The sequence below is a fragment of the Marinobacter litoralis genome, assembly GCF_016427555.1.
In the GTDB taxonomy this organism is placed as follows: domain Bacteria; phylum Pseudomonadota; class Gammaproteobacteria; order Pseudomonadales; family Oleiphilaceae; genus Marinobacter; species Marinobacter litoralis_A.
In genome coordinates, this window is sequence record NZ_JAELVS010000005.1 from 117096 (window position 1) to 137911 (window position 20816).

General features: G+C 54.3%; 16 protein-coding genes. 8 read left to right on the plus strand and 8 right to left on the minus strand.

The features are described from left to right. Positions 1 to 76 precede the first annotated feature (76 nt). The 4 genes from JAO79_RS13550 to JAO79_RS13565 form a co-directional block, all read right to left on the minus strand. The gene (locus JAO79_RS13550) at positions 77 to 1105 is read right to left on the minus strand and encodes a hypothetical protein (RefSeq protein WP_199007788.1); all 1029 of its coding nucleotides are present in this window, start codon (positions 1103 to 1105) and stop codon (positions 77 to 79) included. Between the two features lie 18 nt (positions 1106 to 1123). After that, on the minus strand, positions 1124 to 2074 hold the full coding sequence (locus tag JAO79_RS13555) for a DegV family protein (RefSeq protein WP_199007789.1): 951 nt from the start codon (positions 2072 to 2074) through the stop codon (positions 1124 to 1126). A gap of 192 nt (positions 2075 to 2266) precedes the next feature. Further along, positions 2267 to 3643 carry a solute carrier family 23 protein gene (locus JAO79_RS13560; protein WP_199007790.1) on the minus strand — a complete coding sequence of 459 codons (1377 nt, stop codon included), beginning with the start codon at positions 3641 to 3643 and terminating at the stop codon, positions 2267 to 2269. Between the two features lie 92 nt (positions 3644 to 3735). After that, complete coding sequence (locus JAO79_RS13565; RefSeq protein ID WP_199007791.1) at positions 3736 to 5364, minus strand: acyl-CoA synthetase; 1629 nt, start codon at positions 5362 to 5364, stop codon at positions 3736 to 3738. A gap of 146 nt (positions 5365 to 5510) precedes the next feature. Between JAO79_RS13565 and JAO79_RS13570 the strand changes: the two genes are divergently transcribed. The 5 genes from JAO79_RS13570 (at position 5511) to JAO79_RS13590 (ending at position 12061) form a co-directional block, all read left to right on the plus strand. Continuing rightward, positions 5511 to 7007 carry a sensor histidine kinase gene (locus JAO79_RS13570; protein WP_199007792.1) on the plus strand — a complete coding sequence of 499 codons (1497 nt, stop codon included), beginning with the start codon at positions 5511 to 5513 and terminating at the stop codon, positions 7005 to 7007. Then, positions 7000 to 7668, plus strand: coding sequence for a response regulator transcription factor (locus JAO79_RS13575; RefSeq protein WP_199007793.1), 669 nt, complete (start codon positions 7000 to 7002; stop codon positions 7666 to 7668). The genes JAO79_RS13570 and JAO79_RS13575 overlap by 8 nt, the downstream gene beginning before the upstream one ends. Before the next feature lie 55 nt (positions 7669 to 7723). Then, a complete protein-coding gene (locus tag JAO79_RS13580) occupies positions 7724 to 8536 on the plus strand; it encodes a PhzF family phenazine biosynthesis protein (protein WP_199007794.1) in 813 nt (270 codons plus the stop codon). 39 nt (positions 8537 to 8575) lie between these two features. Continuing rightward, positions 8576 to 9766: an NAD(P)/FAD-dependent oxidoreductase gene (locus JAO79_RS13585; protein ID WP_199007795.1), complete on the plus strand. Its 1191-nt coding sequence runs from the start codon at positions 8576 to 8578 to the stop codon at positions 9764 to 9766. Positions 9767 to 10159: 393 nt separating this feature from the next. Continuing rightward, on the plus strand, positions 10160 to 12061 hold the full coding sequence (locus tag JAO79_RS13590) for an LTA synthase family protein (RefSeq protein ID WP_199007796.1): 1902 nt from the start codon (positions 10160 to 10162) through the stop codon (positions 12059 to 12061). Positions 12062 to 12101: 40 nt separating this feature from the next. Here the strand turns inward: JAO79_RS13590 and JAO79_RS13595 are convergent, their stop codons facing one another. From JAO79_RS13595 to JAO79_RS13605, 3 genes are all read right to left on the minus strand, one after another. Further along, positions 12102 to 13661, minus strand: coding sequence for a phospholipase D family protein (locus JAO79_RS13595; protein WP_199007797.1), 1560 nt, complete (start codon positions 13659 to 13661; stop codon positions 12102 to 12104). 15 nt (positions 13662 to 13676) lie between these two features. Further along, positions 13677 to 14528, minus strand: a complete 852-nt coding sequence (locus JAO79_RS13600; RefSeq protein ID WP_199007798.1) for a universal stress protein — start codon at positions 14526 to 14528, stop codon at positions 13677 to 13679. A gap of 76 nt (positions 14529 to 14604) precedes the next feature. After that, positions 14605 to 16092, minus strand: a complete 1488-nt coding sequence (locus tag JAO79_RS13605; RefSeq protein WP_199007799.1) for a SulP family inorganic anion transporter — start codon at positions 16090 to 16092, stop codon at positions 14605 to 14607. Positions 16093 to 16319: 227 nt separating this feature from the next. Here JAO79_RS13605 and JAO79_RS13610 point away from each other — a divergent pair, with 227 nt between their 5' ends. The 3 genes from JAO79_RS13610 to JAO79_RS13620 all read left to right on the plus strand — a co-directional run bounded on the left by JAO79_RS13610 (position 16320) and on the right by JAO79_RS13620 (position 20043). Next, entirely contained in the window at positions 16320 to 17600 is a 1281-nt protein-coding gene (locus JAO79_RS13610; protein WP_199007800.1) for an MgtC/SapB family protein, read from the plus strand. Positions 17601 to 17704: 104 nt separating this feature from the next. After that, positions 17705 to 18487: a co-chaperone DjlA gene (gene djlA / locus JAO79_RS13615; protein ID WP_199007801.1), complete on the plus strand. Its 783-nt coding sequence runs from the start codon at positions 17705 to 17707 to the stop codon at positions 18485 to 18487. Between the two features lie 134 nt (positions 18488 to 18621). Further along, on the plus strand, positions 18622 to 20043 hold the full coding sequence (locus JAO79_RS13620) for an amidase (RefSeq protein WP_199007802.1): 1422 nt from the start codon (positions 18622 to 18624) through the stop codon (positions 20041 to 20043). Here JAO79_RS13620 and JAO79_RS13625 read toward each other — a convergent pair. Beyond that, positions 20040 to 20759, minus strand: coding sequence for a pseudouridine synthase (locus JAO79_RS13625; RefSeq protein ID WP_199007803.1), 720 nt, complete (start codon positions 20757 to 20759; stop codon positions 20040 to 20042). The genes JAO79_RS13620 and JAO79_RS13625 overlap by 4 nt on opposite strands. Between the last annotated feature and the right edge of the window lie 57 nt (positions 20760 to 20816).

Below are 20816 nucleotides of genomic sequence, written 5' to 3' on the forward strand. Positions count from 1 at the left end.
CCGCACAAAAAAGGCCGGAAGATGGATGTCTTCCGGCCTTTTTTGTGCGTTTAAGGTTCTCAACAACGGCCGACAATCACTCGACCAATAATTTCTTGGCCGCTGCGGATCGATAAAACGCGCCCAGCCGTCTCCGCAACAAAGCTTCCAGATAGCCTTCTGCCCGCAAGACATCCACCATAGGCATGGCGAACTCCTTGAGTTCGGTCGCGATCACGTCGCGGGTAATCCCTAAATCCTGCAACAATTCCATAACCGGAACGCTGCCATACTTCTCGTAAAGATGTTCCACCACGGCAGCGGCACAGCCATCGAAATACGGCGTTTTCCGAAAACTCAGCCAAAACTCGTAACCCAGGACAACAAATTCCTGAAGCCGTACATCACCTAAACCGTCGTTCAGTTCGGCGATCGTAGCGCCCTCCAGTGAAACCCAGGCGGCCATCACGCTGTCCCGGAGCTCGTCGTCGGTCAGGGCTTTCTGCAGGAACTGTTCACTCCGGGCAATCAACCCCGGCAAGCTATCAGACAACCAGGCCTTGATGCGCCGCTCGAAGGTTTCATCCAATCCCGGCACAGCCTTGTTGGCCACCTTCTTGCCAAACTTCATCATCGAGCCGACACCCGGCACGGAACGGGTCAGCAGATTATCTTCGTACAGATAATTGACCAGACCGTGATACACCACATTAGAGACCAGCTCCTGATAAACCGGGTGCGCCATAATTTCAGCAATGAAGCGTTCCCGTTGCTGCCGGAGCTCCAGCGCCTCTTCCACAAAAGCGGCTGCTTGTTCCCGCGACAGTATGTCGCCCAACGTGGTGTTGGCCTGAACCGGTGCATTGGTCACCTTCGCCGCCATTTCACCGGCCAGCTCCGGAATGCCTGCATCCAGCTCCATGTTCACCACGACGCGACGAATCACCCCCATTACCTGCTTTTCACTGGCAAGCTGTGCCAGCGTAATGGTACCGGCGTGATCAAGCAGAGCATCTAATTCGGTATCCAGAAACTTGCCTAGCTTCGCGCCTTTCAGAGACGCCAGTTCATGCTTAACGTGGGCCTCAAAAAGCTTGTCGGCCAGTTCAGGCGTAGATTTGGTCATAGGCGTTTTTATCCATTATTACTGGTAGTCTTGAAATTCATGGGGTTCGGCCGCCAAACACAAGCAGATGCTTCCCGGCCCGACATAGATCGAACTGGTAATGCCCATTTGTGATAACAACAGCTCTACATTGTTACGCTCGCAGGTCTCGCGCAGGCGATCCAGCCCCGGCAATGCTTCGATTTCATCCCAGCTTAACCCACAGGACAGGCTCAGGTAGGGCGTTAGCAGCCCGGCTTCAATGCGGGCGATGGCGTAATTCATGACTCTCTCGACGGCTCCGTCGAAATTAAAGGTTTTCGCCACAGGCTTACCTTCCGCCCCTTGCCCGAAAATCACGGGTGTAAGATTCAAAGCCTTACCCAGAAATGCAGCAACAGCGGAAACACTTTTATCGCCACGACGTCTGGCACGTTCACGTATGTAGTGGATATCCCTCGGAATGACGCAGGTGAAGATATTATCGGCAAACCTTTCGACTTCGTATTTCAAGGCATTCTTGGAGGCTTTCTGTTTGATCAGTTTTAGCGTATGCGCCGCCAACAGCCCCTGCCCCGCAAAAATTTGCTTGCTGTCGATTACCCGCATCGAAAACTTGCCCGGTCGCCCGGACGCTTTGCGAGCGACTTCGTAGTTTGCCATAACCGTGTGCATCGCATCACTGGCATTCTGATATATCTGGCTACGGCTGCGGGTTACGGTTTCACAGATGGCGATATCGTATTCAGGGACAATTTTTTCCATGAACAGATCGTGTATCTGCTCAACAGAAAAAGCTTCTGTTTCGGCATGGTGCCCTTTCTCCAGCAGACCACTCTGATAAAACTGCTGAGTCAGTGCCGGATCGTGGGTATCTATATAGGTTTCACCATTAATAATGGCGGTTACCGGCAGGATAAACAGATCGTGTTTGGCGGCAAATTCATGGGGTAAATCACAGGCTGAATCGACAATTAAGCCAACGCGCATACTACACACCTCCATATTCAGGCTACCTTGATACCGGCATGCCTTTTCTTATCATTATTTTCAGGGCGGTAGTGTCACACAGGCTTGAAAACATTGCAGCCGCCAGATGGGGCCAAATAAAAAAGGGAGGCACACAGGCCTCCCAAGGACACACAGGGGTTGATGCCGCCGTTGATCGCAACGGCGGCAGATTTAGCGTTCTTCGGCTACTTCAGCGCCGGGAGCTTCCGGGTCTGAGGTAAAGCCCAGGAGGCGGGTGCGCTCGATCAGGAAATACAGCACAGCACCAGTCGCCAGTCCCCAGCCTGCTCCGTATACCGCGAGCACCACGCCCATGGTGCCGGCAATGCCGCGCTCAGTGTTGTTCTCCAGCTGCTCCAGGCCGACCATCAAACAGATGTACCCGGTCAGCAGCAGAGTCAACGACAAGGCGATGGGCAATACGGGCTGGAAGAAACTCACCAGCGGCAGCACAAACAGAGCAATGAAACCAGTGATCCAGAAGGTACCGCCACCGCTGTAGATGGAATCCATCGCATTGCGACCGTATTTATAGCGCTCCGCCATGGTTGCGGTAACCGCCGTCCAGATTGGGCCAGCCAAGCCTGGGTAAGGTGCAAAGAATGCGTGGCCGCCGTTACGAAGTGCGGTCACCAGATGAACGCGATCAATGCTGTTATCGATGTCTTCGTCTTTCCGTAAATGATCCACTCGGCTCATCAACGACTGCCCTACCACTATGTCACCGAAAGCGATGACGTAGGCAATCACAGCCGTCGGAATGGCATACAAGAAGACATTGATATCCGGAAAGCCGACCGTAAACGGCAGGTAGTTCCAAAGTTGATCAAAGGCCGGTTTGGTGATGCCCCACTGCACATCTGGCACCGCGTATTCACCGGTGGCAAAGCCCACCAGAATGGCCACAATCATCCCCGGCACCATGCCATAGTTGGCGATCTTTCGGGCCAATGCGTTTTTATCAACAAAGCCTTTGAACGAAACGGAGAACATCAGGTACAGACACACCAGTCCACCGACAATCAGAGAAATCGGAGTGTTGGCAAGGCGTCCGCCTGCTTCAATCTCACCCATCAGAGCCGCGATACCTGCACCAATGATGATGCCGCCTTTCATGGAACGAGGTATCCACTCCACCAATTTGCTGCCCAGCCGTGTCACACCCAGAATCAGGAAGATCAGGAACACCAAAAACTGCAATGCAAACAGTGCCTGAATGGCTTCAGGACCCGGCTCGTAATCCGAAAGGAACAACAACACCACGGGAATCCCCGGCGTAATCCAACCCGGCACAAGCGGTACACCCAGCAACGCCGGCAGCATGAAACCGATGCCACAGATCACCACATAGGCCAAGGCAACGTCGTAAGGAACACCCAGATATTTTTCCAGCAGCGGAATCATGGCAAGGCTGACCACGAACATGATCAAAGCCTGCACCATCTCCGCAAACTCCCACCGGTAGTGGACAAACGGAAGGCGAAGTTTGAAGGGGCCAGCCGGCCAATACGGCTGCTCTTCGCCGTTCTTTCTCTTTAATAGTTGCATTACTTTACCTCCAGGCATTCCCATGCGGGCGCCAATCAATGTTGTTTTTGTGTTGAGGTGGGCTGCGCCGCGCGGCGCAGCCTATAGCCCGATCAGTTCAGCTCTTTCGCCTGATCCCGAAGCACAAACTTCTGGATCTTGCCGGTCGAGGTCTTGGGCAGATCCGTGAAAATCACGGTTTTGGGCACTTTGAAGCGGGCCAGATGCTCCCGGCAGAAGCTGATGATGTCTTCTTCAGAAACATCCCCGGCTTCTGGCTTCAGAGTCACGAACGCACAAGGTGTTTCGCCCCATTTTTCATCCGGTCGTGCGACAACGGCCGCTTCCATTACTGCGGGGTGGCGGTACAGGGTGTCTTCCACCTCGATGGTGGAAATGTTCTCACCACCGGAGATGATGATGTCTTTCAGGCGATCCTTGATTTCCAGATAGCCGTCTTCGTGCCAGACCGCCAGATCACCGGTATGGAACCAGCCGCCACGGAATGCTTCTTCCGTCGCCGTCGGGTTTTTCAGGTAGCCTTTCATTACGGTGTTTCCGCGCAGGAAAATCTCACCGATGGTCTTGCCGTCTTTGGGTACCGGCTCCATGGTATTCGGGTCACCCACCATGGTGCCGCCCATGGTGTGATAACGCACACCTTGGCGAGCCTTCAGCTTGGCACGCTCATCCAAGGGCAGCTCATCCCACTCGGATTTCCAGGCACACACAGTCACCGGGCCGTACACTTCGGTCAGGCCGTAGACGTGAGTGACCTTGATACCAAGCTCTTCAATGGCACCGATAACCTGCGCGGGGGGCGCGGCACCGGCAGTCATGGATTTCACTTCGTGATCGATGCCCGCCTTGGCTTCAGGCGACGCATTCAACAGCGCATTCAGCACGATTGGCGCACCACACATGTGGGTAACCTGATGATCGCGAATCAGCTGAAGAATCTTTTCCGGGTCAACCCGGCGTAAGCAAACATGGGTCCCTGCCATCGCCGTAATCGTCCAGGGGAAACACCAGCCATTGCAGTGGAACATCGGCAGAGTCCAGAGATACACAGGGTGCATGCCCATAGACCAGACCGCCTGGTTGCCCAGTGCATTAACGTAGGCGCCCCGATGGTGATAGACAACGCCTTTGGGGTTGCCGGTAGTACCGGAGGTGTAATTCAGTGAAATCGCGTCCCATTCATCCGCCGGGAAGCTCCACTGAAACTCGGGATCACCCTCCTGCAAAAACGCTTCGTAATCCAGATCGCTTACCTGAACACCTTCACCGTATTCGGGATCATCAACGTCGATCACCAGCGGCTTGTTTTTCAGTCCACTGACGGCATCCTTGATCACCTGACCAAACTCGCGGTCCGCAATCACGACTTTTGCCTCACCGTGTTCCAGCATGAAGCCGATGGCATCAGCATCGAGCCGAACGTTCAGGGTGTTCAGCACCGCGCCGATCATCGGTACAGCAAAATGGCACTCCACCATTGCCGGGATATTCGGCAACATGACAGCAACCGTATCACCCCGGTGAATGCCGCGCCCCTTCAAAGCTGAAGCCAAACGCAGGCACCGTTCGTATGTTTCTGCCCAGTTCCGGCGAATAGCACCGTGAATAATGGCGGGATAATTCGGATAAACGCTGGCCGTACGTTCGATGAAATCAATGGGCGATTGGACCGCGTAATTCGCGTCCCGTGGCGCAAGGCCGTCATCAAAGATCGAAGTCATGTGTGTGGTCCTCATATTCTGGTGTTATTTTTATGCTGTCTACGGTGGAAAGGTTAGACTGGTTATTCTTTCGACTGATCAAATGGTAGATTACAGAAATATTGCTAGGAATTCTACCATCGTATTATGGGATATATTCTATAGCCATGAGTAACACCTCAAGCACAAAAGGCTTCGTACCATTGCTTCCGCAAGATCCAAGCCCTTCCCTTATTGTAGATGCTCAGGCACAGGTGCTATCGGCAAACCCGGCGGCGCAGTCCCTCCGACCTGCAAACACGGCGCAATACACTGAGCTCTTGCCCGTTAATACACCCGCACTTATAAAGTCTGCACTGAACCAGAACCGGGCCATCGAACAGGTTGAATCCCGCATGGGTAGCATCATTCTGCTCTGGTGCTTCATTCCGGACGCAGACACACAACAGGTCTTGATTCGCGGTCGAGATGCCACAACCGACATTCTCACCCAGGAAGAAGCGACCCGCTCAAGCCGCCTCTATCGGCTAATCACCGAAAACACCACCGATCTGATTTCACGGCACGCGCCGGACGGCCGATTCATTGACGCTACGCCAGCATCGTGGCGATTGTTGGGTTATTGGCCCGAAGAATTACGCGGGCAGCTTCTGGAAGATATTTTTACAGAGCATCAAACGGATGCCTTATTCGCCGACACCCGCCAAAAACTCCGCGACGACGGCTACGCCACCATGACTCTGGAGATCACCCATAAGAACGGTGGCCGGAGATGGCTGGAAATTGCCAGTCGCGCCATTCGCGAAACCTACACGGGTGCCGTCGTGGAAGTGATCAGCGTGTCCCGGGACATCACTGCCCGAATAGAATCGGAGGAACAGAACCGCCTGCTGGCCGACGAACTGGCTCACACCGCGAGGCTGGCCACACTTGGCGAACTGGCTTCCAGTATTGCTCATGAAATGAATCAACCACTGGCCTCCATTGTGAACTTCGCCAGCGCCAGCCAGCGATTTCTGAAAAACCGCGAGCAGCATCCGGAACAATTATCGAAAGTCGATGATGGCCTCCAGAAAATCATTCACCACGCGAATCGCGCTTCCGAGGTCATCAAGCGGCTTCGTGCGTTTTTGCGCAAAGGCAAAAAAAGCATGGGCCCCGTAGCCCTCAACACGGTTATCTCGGATGTTTCCCGACTGTGCCAGTGGGAGGCAGATAAACACGGAGTAAAAATACTGAGGCAGCTTGCCGATGAAAACCCGGTTGTTACTGCCGATCCCATATTGCTGGAACAAGTGCTGATTAATCTGATTCGAAATGGCATAGAAGCGAACGTTGAGGCCTGCGGTAAACCGGCAGAGGCCAGATCGTCACGCATTCTGGTCAGCACACGGGTCAACGCGCACAATGAAACGCTGATTGTAGTGACTGACGAAGGCCATGGACTGGACGACGAAGGCATTCGACAAATGTTCCAGCCGTTCTACACCAGCAAACCCAAAGGACTTGGCTTGGGGCTTTCCATGAGTCGTTCTATTATTGAGGGCTTTGGTGGATTTCTTGACGCAGTGCCCGCACAAACCGGCGGACTGTCGCTGATTTGCCGCTTCCCTAACACCCAAACCACCAACCCGACCCACAAACCGGAGTCATTCGATGCCTGAACTCACTTCCTCTGCCACCAACACTGTGTTCGTCGTGGACGATGATGCAGGCATGCTGGAATCAACCCAGTGGCTGCTTGAGTCGGTTGGGCTGCACGTAAAGGCATTCAGCGATGGCCGGCAGTTTCTTAACGAAGTCAACGAAAAACGCCCCGACTGTGTGGTGCTGGATATCCGCATGCCCGGGCTCGGCGGCCTGAATGTTCAGGAAGAACTGCAAAAACGAGACATAGACGTTCCGATTATCTTCGTCTCCGGTCACGCCGACGTACCCATTGTTGTCCGGGCTTTCAAATCCGGAGCGTTCGATTTTATCGAGAAACCGTTCAATGAACAGTTGTTATTGGACAGCATCCAGCAAGCGATGCAAACCCCGACTGCGGCACAGAGCCAAATGGCCGTTAGCCACGATGCGGAAGCCCTGATCAGTACCCTCACCCGCCGCGAGCGCGACGTGTTCCTCCCACTGGCTCAGGGCTACACTAGTCGGGAAATCGCGGAACAGCTGGAGGTCAGCGTGAAAACCATCGATCTTTACCGGGCGCGGGTAATGAAGCGACTGGGTGCCGACCGGTTGCCAGACGTAACTGGCATTGCAATTGCTGCTGGCCTGCTCAATCCAGAGGAACTGCGGGCGGATCAGATTTCAACGCCCGCATAACAAAGCCAAGTCCACTTAACCAAGCCCAAAGCACTCGCAACCGACAGGCCAAACCATGCAAACTCCCATCTACCAAATCGATGCCTTTACCAACAAACTCTTCGGGGGCAATCCAGCCGCAGTGATGCCGCTTGAGCGCTGGCTGCCTGATGCAGTGTTGCAAGCTCTTGCAGCAGAAAACAACCTTTCTGAAACGGCATTTTTGGTACCAACACCGGAACAGGAAGACTCTGACTTTCACATTCGGTGGTTTACGCCCGAATCGGAAGTGCCGTTGTGCGGCCATGCCACCCTGGCAGCGGCTTGGGTGGTGTTCAATAAGCAGGCCTGGCCACACGACATAGTGCGATTTCAGTCAAAGTCCGGGCCACTGTCAGTATCCCGGAGGCCGGATGACTCTCTTGAGCTGGACTTCCCCAACCTCGCCTACGAGCCCTGCGCCACCCCTGAATTGATCAAAGCCGCGATGCCAGAAGCACCGAGCGAAGCGTTCTTTGTTCCCAACGACACCAATTACATGATTGTGATGGCGTCTGAGGAGGAGGTCCTGGCAGCAGCCCCTGACCTTCAATTACTCACGCAGCTAGGCAATCAGGGCTTAATCGTGACCGCAAGGGGCGAACAATGTGATTTTGTCAGCCGCTATTTTGCTCCGGGTGTCGGCATCGACGAAGACCCGGTCACTGGCTCTATTCACAGCGTGCTCACCCCCTACTGGGCTGAGAAACTGGACAAAAGGTCCTTAACTGCCAGGCAGCTCTCTAAACGGGGTGGCAGGCTTCACTGCGAGCTTCGGGGCGACCGTGTGGCAATTTCCGGCCACGCCGCCTTCTTCATGGAAGGCTCCGTAAAGCTGCCCTTAGACTGATATACTGCCCGCCGGTTTTTTATCAGTGGCGGGCAGGCAATGGCAGTATCTTCATCTCACTATGACGTTATCATCATCGGCGCAGGCGCTGCCGGCTTGATGTGTGCCGCCACTGCCGGTTATCGCGGGCGTAAGGTGCTAGTCGTGGACCACGCCAACAAACCCGGCAAGAAGATTCTGATGTCGGGTGGCGGGCGCTGTAATTTCACCAATCTGAATAGCACGCCAGCGAACTTTCTTTCCGACAACCCGCATTACTGTATTTCGGCACTGAAGCGCTACACGCCGCAGGATTTTCTCGAGCTGGTGGACCGCCATGGCGTCGAACATGAAGAAAAAGCGCCAGGGCAACTATTCTGCAAAACCAGTGCGAAAGACATTCTTAACGTACTGCTGACTGAGTGCGATTGGGCCGGCGCAGAAATCCGTATGGCCACGTCGATCACGCAGGTGCAGCCCAACGAGACCGGTTACAAACTTAATACCAGTTCCGGTGCACTGAGTTGTGAATCGCTGGTGGTCGCCTGCGGCGGGCTTTCTATCCCTACCATGGGCGCAACCGGCTTTGGCTACGAGCTCGCCAAACAATTTGGTCTGAGCGTACTGCCCACTCGAGCAGGCTTGGTGCCCTTCACTCTGCATCCTGAATTGAAGCAACAACTATCCCCATTGTCTGGGATAAGCTGCCCGGTGGAAGCCCATTGTCACAACCATCATTTTAGGGAACCGTTGCTGGTCACCCACCGCGGCCTAAGTGGTCCATCGATGCTGCAGGTATCCAGCTATTGGCAACCCGGCGACGAGGTACACATCAACCTGTTGCCAGCGCAAAACATTCAGGACGATCTGTTTACGTTGCGCAAGCACAAACCTCAGTCCACCATCGCCCAGTACCTGAACCAACATTTGCCCAAGCGCTTTGCTCAGGCATTCAATGAATTACAGGGCTGGAGCAGGCCGCTGCAGGAATATCGAAACCCGGAACTCGAACAGGTTGCCAATACACTGGGAAACTGGACGGTAAAACCCGCCGGGACAGAAGGATACCGAACCGCCGAAGTCACGCTGGGCGGTGTAGACACTCGCCAGCTGTCGTCAAAGACCATGGCAGTTCTGAACCGGCCCAATCTGTACTTTATCGGAGAGGTGGTGGACGTAACCGGGCATTTAGGCGGGCACAATTTTCAATGGGCCTGGGCCTCCGGCGTGGCGGCGGGGAATTCAGCTTAAAGCATCTTAAACATTGGTCCACACCACCAGACACATGTCGCAATCAAGACGCGCCCTCAACCCATTCGAGTCCTCTCATTGCTCATGACATCGCTGTAATTCTCAGGATTGTTCACTAACAAACTCACACGCTACAATAGGCCATCCTGTGGATTGGCTCAGACGTACGTCCTTGTTATGCATAACGTCGCTGCTGTTCGGGCCCGTTAACATACAACAGTCTGTGATTGAGCCGGTTGTTGATATCCGTTCCTCTTAACGCGTGTTGCCATTTCTCAGATGAAATACCAGTCCCGCTTTCGTCAGCTGTCGATTTTTTTAATCAAATGTTTTCTGTTTTCCTTCAGCATCCTGTTGGTTTCACGCTACCTGTTTTTTTTGCATATACGGGATGTGTTGCCAGAAACAGGGGTTGGAGATGATATCTGGCAGGCTTTTTTCGTTGGCGGGCGTTTTGATGCCAAGGTCACCGCGATTGCCTATTCTCCGCTTTTGTTGAGCGGCCTTGTTGCCGCGGCATTTCACGGCGCTTACCGGCGCTGGTTAAGATTTTCGATCGGCTACCATACCGCTATAGCCACTCTCTATGTCATTGGTTGCATCTGCAATTTCTATTACTACACGACCTACGGCAGTTATGTAGATCTGTTTGTGTTCGGCCTATGGGAAGATGACTCCACCGCAGTGCTTGTCAATATCTGGGAAGACTACCCTGTCATACGCGGTTCTCTTGTGGCTTTGGGGATCGGCGCGCTGGCCTATTTCTTCTCCCGGAGGTTCCTCCTCAGTCGGTTGGGCCGAATTAACCCACGAGCGCACTGGCACTGGGGCGTTACCGCACTGGCCGTTGTCGCCATGTTTCTGTCCACTTTTGTCACGGCGCGGGGCACTCTAGACAGCCATCCCCTTAAGCGTTACCACGCCAGCGTTTCCCAATACAAACCGCTCAACATGGTCACTCCAAACGTATTCATGGCGCTTGAGTGGGCAACCTCTGATTATAAGGAACAACAGCGCTTTGAACCTGTTTCTGAGGCCGAACTGACCGCTCAGATGGAGAAAGTTCTGGGCCAGCCAACCCCGGTCTACCACACACCGGAAAACGAATACCTCCAAGAGCATCCGCCCCATGTGGTTGTGACGATGATGGAGGGCATGGGCATGAATGTTCTGGTGGAAGACAATCCTCCTGAAAACGACTTATTGGGACGACTTCGCCCGCATTTCAAGGACGACTTTCTGTTCAAGCGCTTTTTAGCGGGCACATCCGGGACCATCGACAGTATTGTTATGACACTGTTTCATAGCCCCGTAGCGACCATCAGCCACTCCTCGGCCCAAACGGTCGCATTGCCGAGTTCTGCGGTTCTACCTTACAAGCGGGCGGGCTATGAGGTGGCGTTTTTGTACGGTGGAAATGGCATGTGGCGCAACCTGGCCAGCTACCTGCCAAGGCAGGGATTCGACCGCGTCTATGATGAAAATGACATCATCGAAGCCATTCCGGAAGCGGATGAATACTCAGGAACCTGGGGTGTGCCTGATGGTTTTATGTTCCAGTTCGCCAACAAGGTACTGGAAGAAGCAGACAAACCTACCCTGCTTTTTATAATGACCACCACCAATCATTCACCGTACCAGGTACCGGAAATCTACGAGCCCAGGCCGACGGAGCTCAGTGACCGGTTTGCCGCGATGGCCGAATATGAAGGAGAAGACGCCAGCGTACTGCTTGAAACTTTCCAGTACGCCTCGGATGCGCTGGGTCAATTTATGTCGGGCATCAAACAGTCAACGACGCTTCGCGACAACACCATTATTGCGGTAACCGGCGACCACCGCGTCCGAAACTTGAGCATACATGAGCCCACAGAATACGGCCTCACCTATGCGGTACCATTTCTGTTACACGTGCCGGAGCCAATTCTTGAAAATGTACCCAATCGGTATGACCCTCTGCGCATCGGGTCACATCGGGATATTTTTCCCACGCTCTATCATCACAGCTTGTCTGACCAAGACTATATTACTCTGGGTGGCGAAAACCTTCTAAGCCCCCACGGAGTCAGCAACGTGGGATTCAACCTGAAGCGCAGCATCAATAAGTATGGCGCGTTCAGTAACGACAAATCCGGTCTGTTTTACCCCTGGCAAGAAGATGACTCTCTATTTAATCAGCCAAACCCGGAAGAAAAGCGGCCATTCGACGCTGGTTGGGCAGAGGATTATCATCGATTGATGGACTATTACCTTCGCTCCCAAATTCTGCCTACGCAGAATTCGGATTCACAGTAGCACAGCAATACGCTGCGGTGAGGCGTGCTGCCCAAGACACTTATAGATACTTCTCCAGTGGCAGCCAAGACAAGAAACGGGATTTCGCCCGGCGCCAGAAACCAACATCCGGCTCTTGATGCACCTGTTGATCTGCCGATTGCCACAACAAATCGCCACTCTCATCCAGTGTCACATGCCAGCTGTTTCCGGGTGTCATGGAATGACGGATATCGTCAGATACGGCTTTAGCCATTTCCGGGCTCTGAATGATCAGCACCGTTTCACCGTTCAGATAGATTGAGCGAAGATTTACATTGAGCGAGCCTACAAACAAAGTACGCTGGTCAAATACAACGGCTTTGGAATGGAGACTGACGGCGCCGTTATCACAGGCCGCTTCATTAAGGACCCACGCTTTACAGCCTTTTGCATCAGGGCGAAGTTCGTATAGCTCGATGCCGCTTTCAAGCATTTCTTCGCGCCACCGGGCGTAGGCCGAATGATTGGTCACCAAATCGTTCGACGCCAGCGAGTTGGTAATCGCGCGCATCGAAAGCCCCGGCTTCACCACCTCGCGCAAATCGTTGAGCTGCTCATCAGCCAATACAAAATACGCCGATTCCACCAAAATTTCTGTCTCGGCCTGAGAAACCAATCCGTAGAGAGCCTGCGCTGTGAGTTTCGGCGTATCTGTGGGAGCTTCCGGGTCTTTCGGTGGCAGGTCATACACCAGTTTGGCCGGTGCTTGAATCAAGTTGGCAAAGTGCTCCTCCAGCAAAGTGTCTCCAGCCTCATGCCCTTGAGGTGGTATCGCTTTAAATGACTGAGCCTGCGCCGTTTCGTTGATCAAGCGTGACCGGGCGCTGGCGGCCAGTTCCGGAGGTTGCGGCTGGTAGATATGTTCAAGCGGGTACGACCACTGACTATTCCAATAGGCTTCGAAATTGTCGGTCATATCGCCAACTAACGGTCCCAGTGCCATGACGTCACGGTCCCGAAAATTCAGCTCAGAATGCTCATCAAAATACTCGTCACCGATATTTCGGCCTCCGGCAATGCCGGCATAGCCATCCGCCACAAACGTTTTGTTGTGCATGCGCCGGTTAATGCGGTCGAAATCGAGAATCAATGATAAGAAACGGCCAATACCGCTGCGGGAGCGAGCCGGATTGAAGATGCGAACGCGAATTTTAGGATGACCGTTCAGTACGGCAAACAACGATTCCTTACCGGCCACGTTGATGTCGTCCAGCAACAACCGGACATTAACACCACGTTCTGCCGCTGCCAGCAAACGGCCAGCAAGGTAACGACCGGAGTTGTCGTCATTCCAGATGTAGTATTGGGCATCAATAGATTGGCTGGCAGATTCAATGAGAGCCGCACGCACGAGAAACGCATCGCGGCCTGTATTGAGGAGCAGAAACCCTGTATCCGGCTGATTGTCGGATAGATGTTTTTCCGCCTGCTGAGTAAAGAACGAATCAGCCACTGCCTCGTGTGCCAGAGTCTGGTCATGCTCGAGCGGTTCAAGTGCCGTGGCACACCCCGTCAACACCCCCAACAGAAGCCACAAACTCAATAACTTGAAAAGCGAAGTCTGTAGCTTGTCGGGCATGACGGACGTTCCTGATTAGCGAAGAATGACCAACGGCTTGGTTGCGGATTTCAGCATTGTAGTGGTGGTACTGCCAACCAGGAACTGACGAATACGCGAATGGCCGTAAGCGCCCATAACCAGCATATCAATACCCAGCTCCTGCTGATACGCATTCAATGTGGGCTCCACATCGCCCTGCCGAATGGCCAGGGTAATTTCCACATCCAATCCGGACAGCATGGTTTCCGCCTTTTTCAACTGCTCCCAGTTTTCAGCGTTGTCAGCACCCACCATCACCAAGTGTAGTGGTATGCCCTTCAGAACCGGGCTGGCCGCCAGCATCTCCACCCCTTTGAAAGCAGTTGCACTGCCGTCAAACGCGAGCATGGCGGTTTTTGGCTCAGAAAACTCATCAGGCACCAGCAGGATCGGTCGCTGCACACTGCGGATCACAGTCTCAAGCTGGCTACCGATGTGCAGATTACTGTCTGAGCTGCTCTCACCGTGCACCCCCATCACAAACAAACGGGTGTCTTGCTCCAAGGCCACCAGAGATTCGGCCAGGTTGCCGTGGCGCTGACGTTTCACCACTTCGCCACTACCTGAGGCAGTAATCCGGCTTTCAGCCTCGTCGAGCATGTGATGCCCGTGCTCAAGCGCCAACTTGGAGCGTTTGCGATCGAGCTCTGCCAGCTCGGTCAAAAGCTGCTCACGACTCCCCAAGCCGATATTACCCGCCAAATCCGGCTCTGACGGATAGCGCTCGTCATCCAGCACGTGCAACAGCATCAAGGGTGCTTCCATGTGCCGGCTTGCCCAGGCTGAATAATCGCACACAGCGTGCACTGCTCGGGAGCCATCAATACAGGCTACTACTCTCAACATGTCTGCCTCGCCTTTATCAGAAATCTGTTTGTTATTATGGCATTGCCCATCCGCGTTTGCGTTGACACGGGGCACGTCAGTGCCCCATCAGCTGATCGACCGCATCAGGCTTATCGTGCACTCCGAACCGGTCAACAATCGTTGCACTAGCTTCGTTCAGGCCAATCACCTCGACATCCGCACCCTCCCGACGGAACTTGATCACGGCCTTATCCAGGGCGCCCACGGCAGTGATATCCCAAAAATGGGCGCGGCTGAGGTCAATTACCACATTATCAACCGCTTCTTTGAAGTCAAAGGAAGCCGTGAACTTTTCTGACGAACTGAAGAACACCTGGCCGGTTACCGTATAACGGCGGGTATTGGTTGCTTCGTCCAGCTCGGACGTCACTGCCATGTAATGGCCGACTTTGTTGGCGAAGAACAAGGACGCCAACAGCACGCCCGCCAGCACTCCAAATGCCAGGTTGTGAGTAGCAACCACAACCACGACCGTTACCACCATCACGATGTTAGTCGAAAGCGGGTGATTCTTCAGATCCCGAACGGAGGTCCAGCTGAACGTACCAATAGACACCATGATCATAACGGCAACCAGCGCGGCCATCGGAATCTGCACCAGCCACTCATCAAGCACCAACACCATCACCAGCAAAAACACACCCGCCGTCAGCGTCGATAGACGGCCGCGGCCACCCGATTTAATGTTGATGACAGACTGGCCAATCATGGCACACCCCGCCATACCACCGAGCAGACCAGAGCCGATATTGGCGATACCCTGCCCTTTGCATTCGCGGTTTCGGTCACTGGTGGTATCCGTCAGATCATCCACGATGGTTGCCGTCATCATGGATTCCAGCAAACCTACCACCGCCAACCCGGCAGAATACGGCAGAATGATCATCAGTGTTTCAAGGTTGAAGGGCACATCGGGCCACAAGAAAATCGGAAGGGTATCCGGTAGTTCACCCATATCGCCGACCGTGCGGATGTCCAGATTCAGAAACATGGCCACAGCGGTCATGGAGATAATGCAAACCAGAGGAGACGGGATCAGCTTGCCCACCTTAGGCACATAGGGGAACAGGTAAATAATGCCCAGCCCGGTAGCTGTCATGGCATACACATGCCAGGTTACATTGGTCAGCTCCGGCAACTGGGCCATGAAGATCAAAATGGCCAGTGCGTTCACAAACCCCGTCACCACCGAGCGCGACACAAAGCGCATTAAACTGCCTAGCTTCAGGTAGCCGGCGGCTATCTGAAACACACCGGTCAGAAGCGTCGCTGCCAACAAGTACTGAAGACCATGCTCTTTTACCAAGGTCACCATCAGCAGTGCCATAGCACCGGTCGCCGCCGAAATCATGCCGGGTCGGCCACCCACAAACGCGATAATAACGGCGATACAGAATGACGCATAAAGCCCGATCTTGGGATCAACACCCGCGATGATCGAGAAAGCGATGGCCTCGGGTATCAGGGCCAGAGCCACCACGATGCCGGACAGCAAATCACCTCGAATGTTCGAGAACCAATCTTGTTTGAGAGAATTCACCATGGTTGGGGATATCCAGTTACACAGAGAAAAAAGAAACAGTTACATGCTCAGCTACGAGAGCGCGCTGAAAATCCAGGGAAGGCAGATAACTACAGATTTGGGGCGCGAAGCTTACCAGAAACTGCCTAAAAAAGTAACAAACCCCACAACCACGCACACCAAAGGTGCTCCCTGCGTTGTAATTTTCTACACTGAAACATACCGGCTCATTATTTACGGGAAACTGCATGGACGATGTTGCAAGCCAGTTTATTGCCTCGAACCAAACCGCCATCCACCTAGCCTTATCGTTACTGCTTGGAGCCATCGTTGGCCTTGAACGAGGCTGGGGGGCCAGAGAACAAAAGGCCGGCGAACGCATTGCCGGCATCCGAACCTTCTCACTGGTGGGTTTTCTTGGCGGTTTGTCAGCCGTCCTGGCCACCGAAATGACCGTTTGGGCCTTCCCGGCGCTGCTTTTTTGCGTCGCAGCCATCGGGCTGGTTGCCTACCGGGAGCGACTGACACACATTCGGAATTTCAGCATCACCGGCCTGATCGGCATGCTTCTGACCTTCTGCTTTGGTGCCGTCGCCGTTGCCATTGACCCGGTGATCGCTACGGCCGCTGCGGTTGTCACCGCGCTTATTTTGGATAACAAACAGGAAATTCATAATTGGGTTAGAAAACTGCAGGCACATGAGCTGGATGCAGCACTGAAGCTATTGCTCATTTCTGTGGTCATGCTGCCTCTGCTGCCCGACGAGCGAATGGGGCCCGGTGGGGTGCTTAACCCCAGAGAAATCTGGTGGATGGTCGTGATGATCGCCTCTATCTCCTTCGTCGGCTATTTTGCCATCCGCGTGGCGGGCACCCAGAAAGGTATATTGTTCACCAGCCTTTTCGCCGGCCTCAGTTCGTCAACCGCGCTAACGCTGCATTTTGCGCGCCAGTCGAAACAAAACCCCGTGCTCAACCCTCAGTTCGCCGCCGGCATCCTGATTGCCTGTGGCACCATGTTTCCGCGCATTCTGGTTTATTGTCTGATCATCAATCCGGCGCTGTTACCTGACCTTGTTATGCCCGTACTGGTTATGACCGTGTTTTTATACGGCCCTGCGCTCTATATCTGGCGCAGCAATATCCGGCATAAATCGGTGAGCCAACCAATCTTGTCTCAGAACCCCCTGGATCTCGCGTCCGCAGCGGTATTCGGCGTATTGCTTACAGCGATTTTGCTGCTCGGTGAGTTTCTTAAAAATACCTTCGGCGATGCCGGCATCTATGCCCTCGCCGCCACCTCCGGCATTGCCGATGTCGATGCCATTACTTTGTCGCTCACTCGTATGTCTAACAACGGCCTCGCGATGGAGGCGGCCGTACTGGGGATCGTTGTTGCCGCCTCAGTCAACAATCTGGTGAAGTCGGGTATTGCCTGGGCCATTGGCAATCGCCACGTTGGGCTTCTGGTCGCCGTCCCTATGATGCTCTCTCTCGCCGCAGGCTTACTGGCGGCCTGGTTGCAATAGCGTTGTCACGAATCAGGGCAGCCGATGAATGAAAGCCTGTTCATGAAGTCGAGGCAAAAAACCCGTATATTTCAGCTATTGATAATGACCTAAAGGAATCCTGAATGCTGTTTGCAATGATCTTTGGTGGCCTGATCGGTTACGCCTTTGGCCGCTTTCCCGGCTTTTTGATTGGCGCGGCTATTGGCGCTTTCCTGTTTCAGCGTCTGAAAAGCAAGCTGGTCGGCGGGCTGCAGCACATTCAGCAGAATTTCATAGAATCGGCATTCTCGGTAATGGGTGCCTTGTGTAAAGCCGACGGTGTGGTCAGCCGCGACGAAATCCAGATGGCGGAAACCATGTTCGTTCGTTTCCGTCTAAACGAAGAACAAAAAGCTATCGCCAAAGCGGCGTTTAACCGCGGCAAGCAGCCAGATTTTGATTTAGACGCAGCGCTTCAGAAGTTTCTGGCGGCTTCGGGCCGCCAGCCCGCCCTGCTCCAGATGTTTCTTCAGATTCAGGTATCCGCAGTCGCGGCCGATGGTCAGGTGCATCCCGCGGAACATGAAATGCTGCTTCGTATTGCCCGAGGGCTGGGATTGCCGGAAAGCCAGGTAGACCAGCTCGAAGCCATGTTGAGGGGCGCACACGCAGGTCAAACCGGCAGCAGCTCGAACTATTCTACTGGCCAGCAACTGGATGATGCGTACAAAGTGCTCGGCGTTTCGCAAAGCGCCTCGGATGCCGAAGTCAAACGGGCTTATCGAAAGTTGATGAGTGAGAACCACCCGGACAAACTGGCCGGCAAGGGCCTGCCCGAGAGCATGCGCGAAATGGCCGAAGAACGCACACGAGAAATCAGCCACGCCTACGACGTGATTAAGGAAGCCAGAAAGAAGGCGTCTTAACCACTAAAAAGCCGCCCAGGTCCCAACTGTCAAAAACTCCCCCTACGGATCGTGGCGACATACCTGAAATGATATGTCGTCACGTTTCAAGCTGCGTTATGGTTTAGCTCCAATCGATTGATCCGGAGTATGGAATGGACCACAAGCAGCCTGCCTCTTTTCATTGTTTTCAGGATGATGCGCTCGGCTCGTCCGATGCCACCGATCTTGCCGAACGAATTCGCCGTGGCGACGTATCGGCCGTCGAGGTCACCGAAGCAGCGATTGCAAGATCCAGGCAGGCTCAGGCCGTTCTCAACGGCGTGGCCACAGACAACTACGAGCAGGCACAGGCGCACGCCGAACTGGCAAGTGCGCTTGAGTCCCCCTTCGCAGGTGTTCCCACGTTCATTAAAGACAATGTCGATGTAAAAGGTTTACCCAGCGGACACGGCTCCGAAGCTGTGCCGCTCAGCCCGGCAAAGGCCACCAGTCCATTTGTCGAACAGATGATGGCACAGGGTTATATTTGCCTCGGCAAGAGCACACTGCCGGAATTCGGCTTCAATGCCTCCACCGAATTTGCCAATGGTGAGCCAACCCGGAACCCATGGAATCTTGCCTACTCCAGCGGCGCATCCTCAGGCGGCTCCGCAGCAATGGTCGCTGCTGGAGTGGTGCCAATTGCCCACGCTAACGATGGCGGCGGCTCAATTCGCATTCCCGCCGCCTGCTGCGGCCTGATCGGGCTCAAACCCACTCGAGGTCGGGTAATCCCGAACGAAGCGGCGAAAAGCATGCCCGTCGATATTGTCAGTGACGGCGTAGTCACGCGGTCGGTTCGCGACAGCGCCGCCTTTTACGCCCATGCAGAGCACTATTTCTACAACCAGAAATTGCCGCAGGTTGGCCATGTGCGGGGGCCGAGCGAAAAACGGCTGCGGATAGGCCTGGTACTGGACTCCATTAACGGCCATCCAACAGATGCAGACACCCGGGCGACGGTTGAGAAAACGGCCAAATTACTGGAACAGGCTGGGCATATCGTTGAACCCATGAGCGTTCCCGTCGCGAAGTCCTTCCCGGACGATTTTGCTCTTTACTGGGGTATGCTCGCCTTTGGCATGAAGCTTAAGGGACACAAAATGCTTCATCCCGACTTTGATAAACGCAGAGTGAATGGCCTGACCCACGGCCTGGATCTCAGAACCCGTAAGAATCTCTGGAAACTGCCTGGTGCCATTTGGCGTCTGAAGCGCTCCTGGCACGATTACGCACGCGAGATGACCGGTTATGACGCAGTATTAACGCCAGTGCTCGCCCACACCACGCCACCTCTGGGCCACCTTAGCCCGACGGTACCTTTCGATACCCTGTTCGAGCGACTGACGCAGTATTCCAACTTCACGCCTTTGGCCAATGCCACCGGAGCTCCTGCCATTTCAGTACCGATGGGTTTAACCGACACCAATCTTCCGATATCAGTGCAGTTTATGGCCAAGCACGGCGACGAGCGCACATTGCTCGAACTGGCTTACGCTTTGGAGGCGGAACACGGATTCCCCACTTTACGCTAAGTGGTGGGGAAGAGCGTCAATACGTCCTGAAAGCTCTGTTCCGGCGGTGTTTTCAGGACCATTGCCTCGTTTGTCACCGGATGCTTAAAGTGCAGCTCCGTTGCAGCCAATAATAGCCGACCTTGCCCGAACCTTTCGGCAAAGTACCGGTTGTGCCGCCCCCTACCGTGATTAGCATCGCCAATAATCGGATGATTAATGTGCTTCATATGCCGGCGCAGCTGATGCTTCCTTCCGGTTTTCGGGTATAGCTCTACCCAGCTATAGCGGCTGGTGGGGTAGCGCTCGATTTCGACCGGCAAGTCGGTGGTTGCCAATCTCCGGTAGTGAGTCAGCGCTTCTCGAACCGGCTGTTCCAGCCCTTTCAATCGCCGATCTTCCGGTTCCTCCTTCAGGGGATGATCAATCACTCCGGATTCTGGTGTCCAGCCACGCACCACCGCCTGATAGGTTTTCGACACCTCGCCGGCCATCATCGCCTGCCCCATGAGCCGGGCCGTATCCGGGTCACGAGCGAATAGCAGCACGCCTGACGTGGGTCGGTCCAGCCGATGAATCGGATACACATGCTGGCCGCCGTTCAGCTCCCGTGCGTATTGCAAGGCAAACTCGGTTTCGTGCTTGTCGATAGGGCTTCGGTGCACCAACAGCCCGGATGGCTTGTGCACGGCCAGTAGCCACTGGTCAGAATAAATTTCAAAAAGGGGGTTCAGCATTTTCACGAATGGCCGATAATAGGAAGCTATCTGCGGCAGGGTTCTCCTGACCGCTCC

Bases quoted from the DNA above. Each gene is read 5' to 3' on its own strand.
- JAO79_RS13585 (WP_199007795.1), top strand. From the start codon at position 8,576: ATGGCAGTATCTTCATCTCACTATGACGTTATCATCATCGGCGCAGGC.
- JAO79_RS13625 (WP_199007803.1), bottom strand. From the start codon at position 20,759: ATGCTGAACCCCCTTTTTGAAATTTATTCTGACCAGTGGCTACTGGCC.
- JAO79_RS13595 (WP_199007797.1), bottom strand. From the start codon at position 13,661: ATGCCCGACAAGCTACAGACTTCGCTTTTCAAGTTATTGAGTTTGTGG.
- JAO79_RS13605 (WP_199007799.1), bottom strand. From the start codon at position 16,092: ATGGTGAATTCTCTCAAACAAGATTGGTTCTCGAACATTCGAGGTGAT.
- JAO79_RS13600 (WP_199007798.1), bottom strand. From the start codon at position 14,528: ATGTTGAGAGTAGTAGCCTGTATTGATGGCTCCCGAGCAGTGCACGCT.
- JAO79_RS13550 (WP_199007788.1), bottom strand. From the start codon at position 1,105: ATGACCAAATCTACGCCTGAACTGGCCGACAAGCTTTTTGAGGCCCAC.
- JAO79_RS13620 (WP_199007802.1), top strand. From the start codon at position 18,622: ATGGACCACAAGCAGCCTGCCTCTTTTCATTGTTTTCAGGATGATGCG.
- JAO79_RS13610 (WP_199007800.1), top strand. From the start codon at position 16,320: ATGGACGATGTTGCAAGCCAGTTTATTGCCTCGAACCAAACCGCCATC.
- djlA (WP_199007801.1), top strand. From the start codon at position 17,705: ATGCTGTTTGCAATGATCTTTGGTGGCCTGATCGGTTACGCCTTTGGC.
- JAO79_RS13580 (WP_199007794.1), top strand. From the start codon at position 7,724: ATGCAAACTCCCATCTACCAAATCGATGCCTTTACCAACAAACTCTTC.
- JAO79_RS13575 (WP_199007793.1), top strand. From the start codon at position 7,000: ATGCCTGAACTCACTTCCTCTGCCACCAACACTGTGTTCGTCGTGGAC.
- JAO79_RS13570 (WP_199007792.1), top strand. From the start codon at position 5,511: ATGAGTAACACCTCAAGCACAAAAGGCTTCGTACCATTGCTTCCGCAA.
- JAO79_RS13560 (WP_199007790.1), bottom strand. From the start codon at position 3,643: ATGCAACTATTAAAGAGAAAGAACGGCGAAGAGCAGCCGTATTGGCCG.
- JAO79_RS13565 (WP_199007791.1), bottom strand. From the start codon at position 5,364: ATGACTTCGATCTTTGATGACGGCCTTGCGCCACGGGACGCGAATTAC.
- JAO79_RS13555 (WP_199007789.1), bottom strand. From the start codon at position 2,074: ATGCGCGTTGGCTTAATTGTCGATTCAGCCTGTGATTTACCCCATGAA.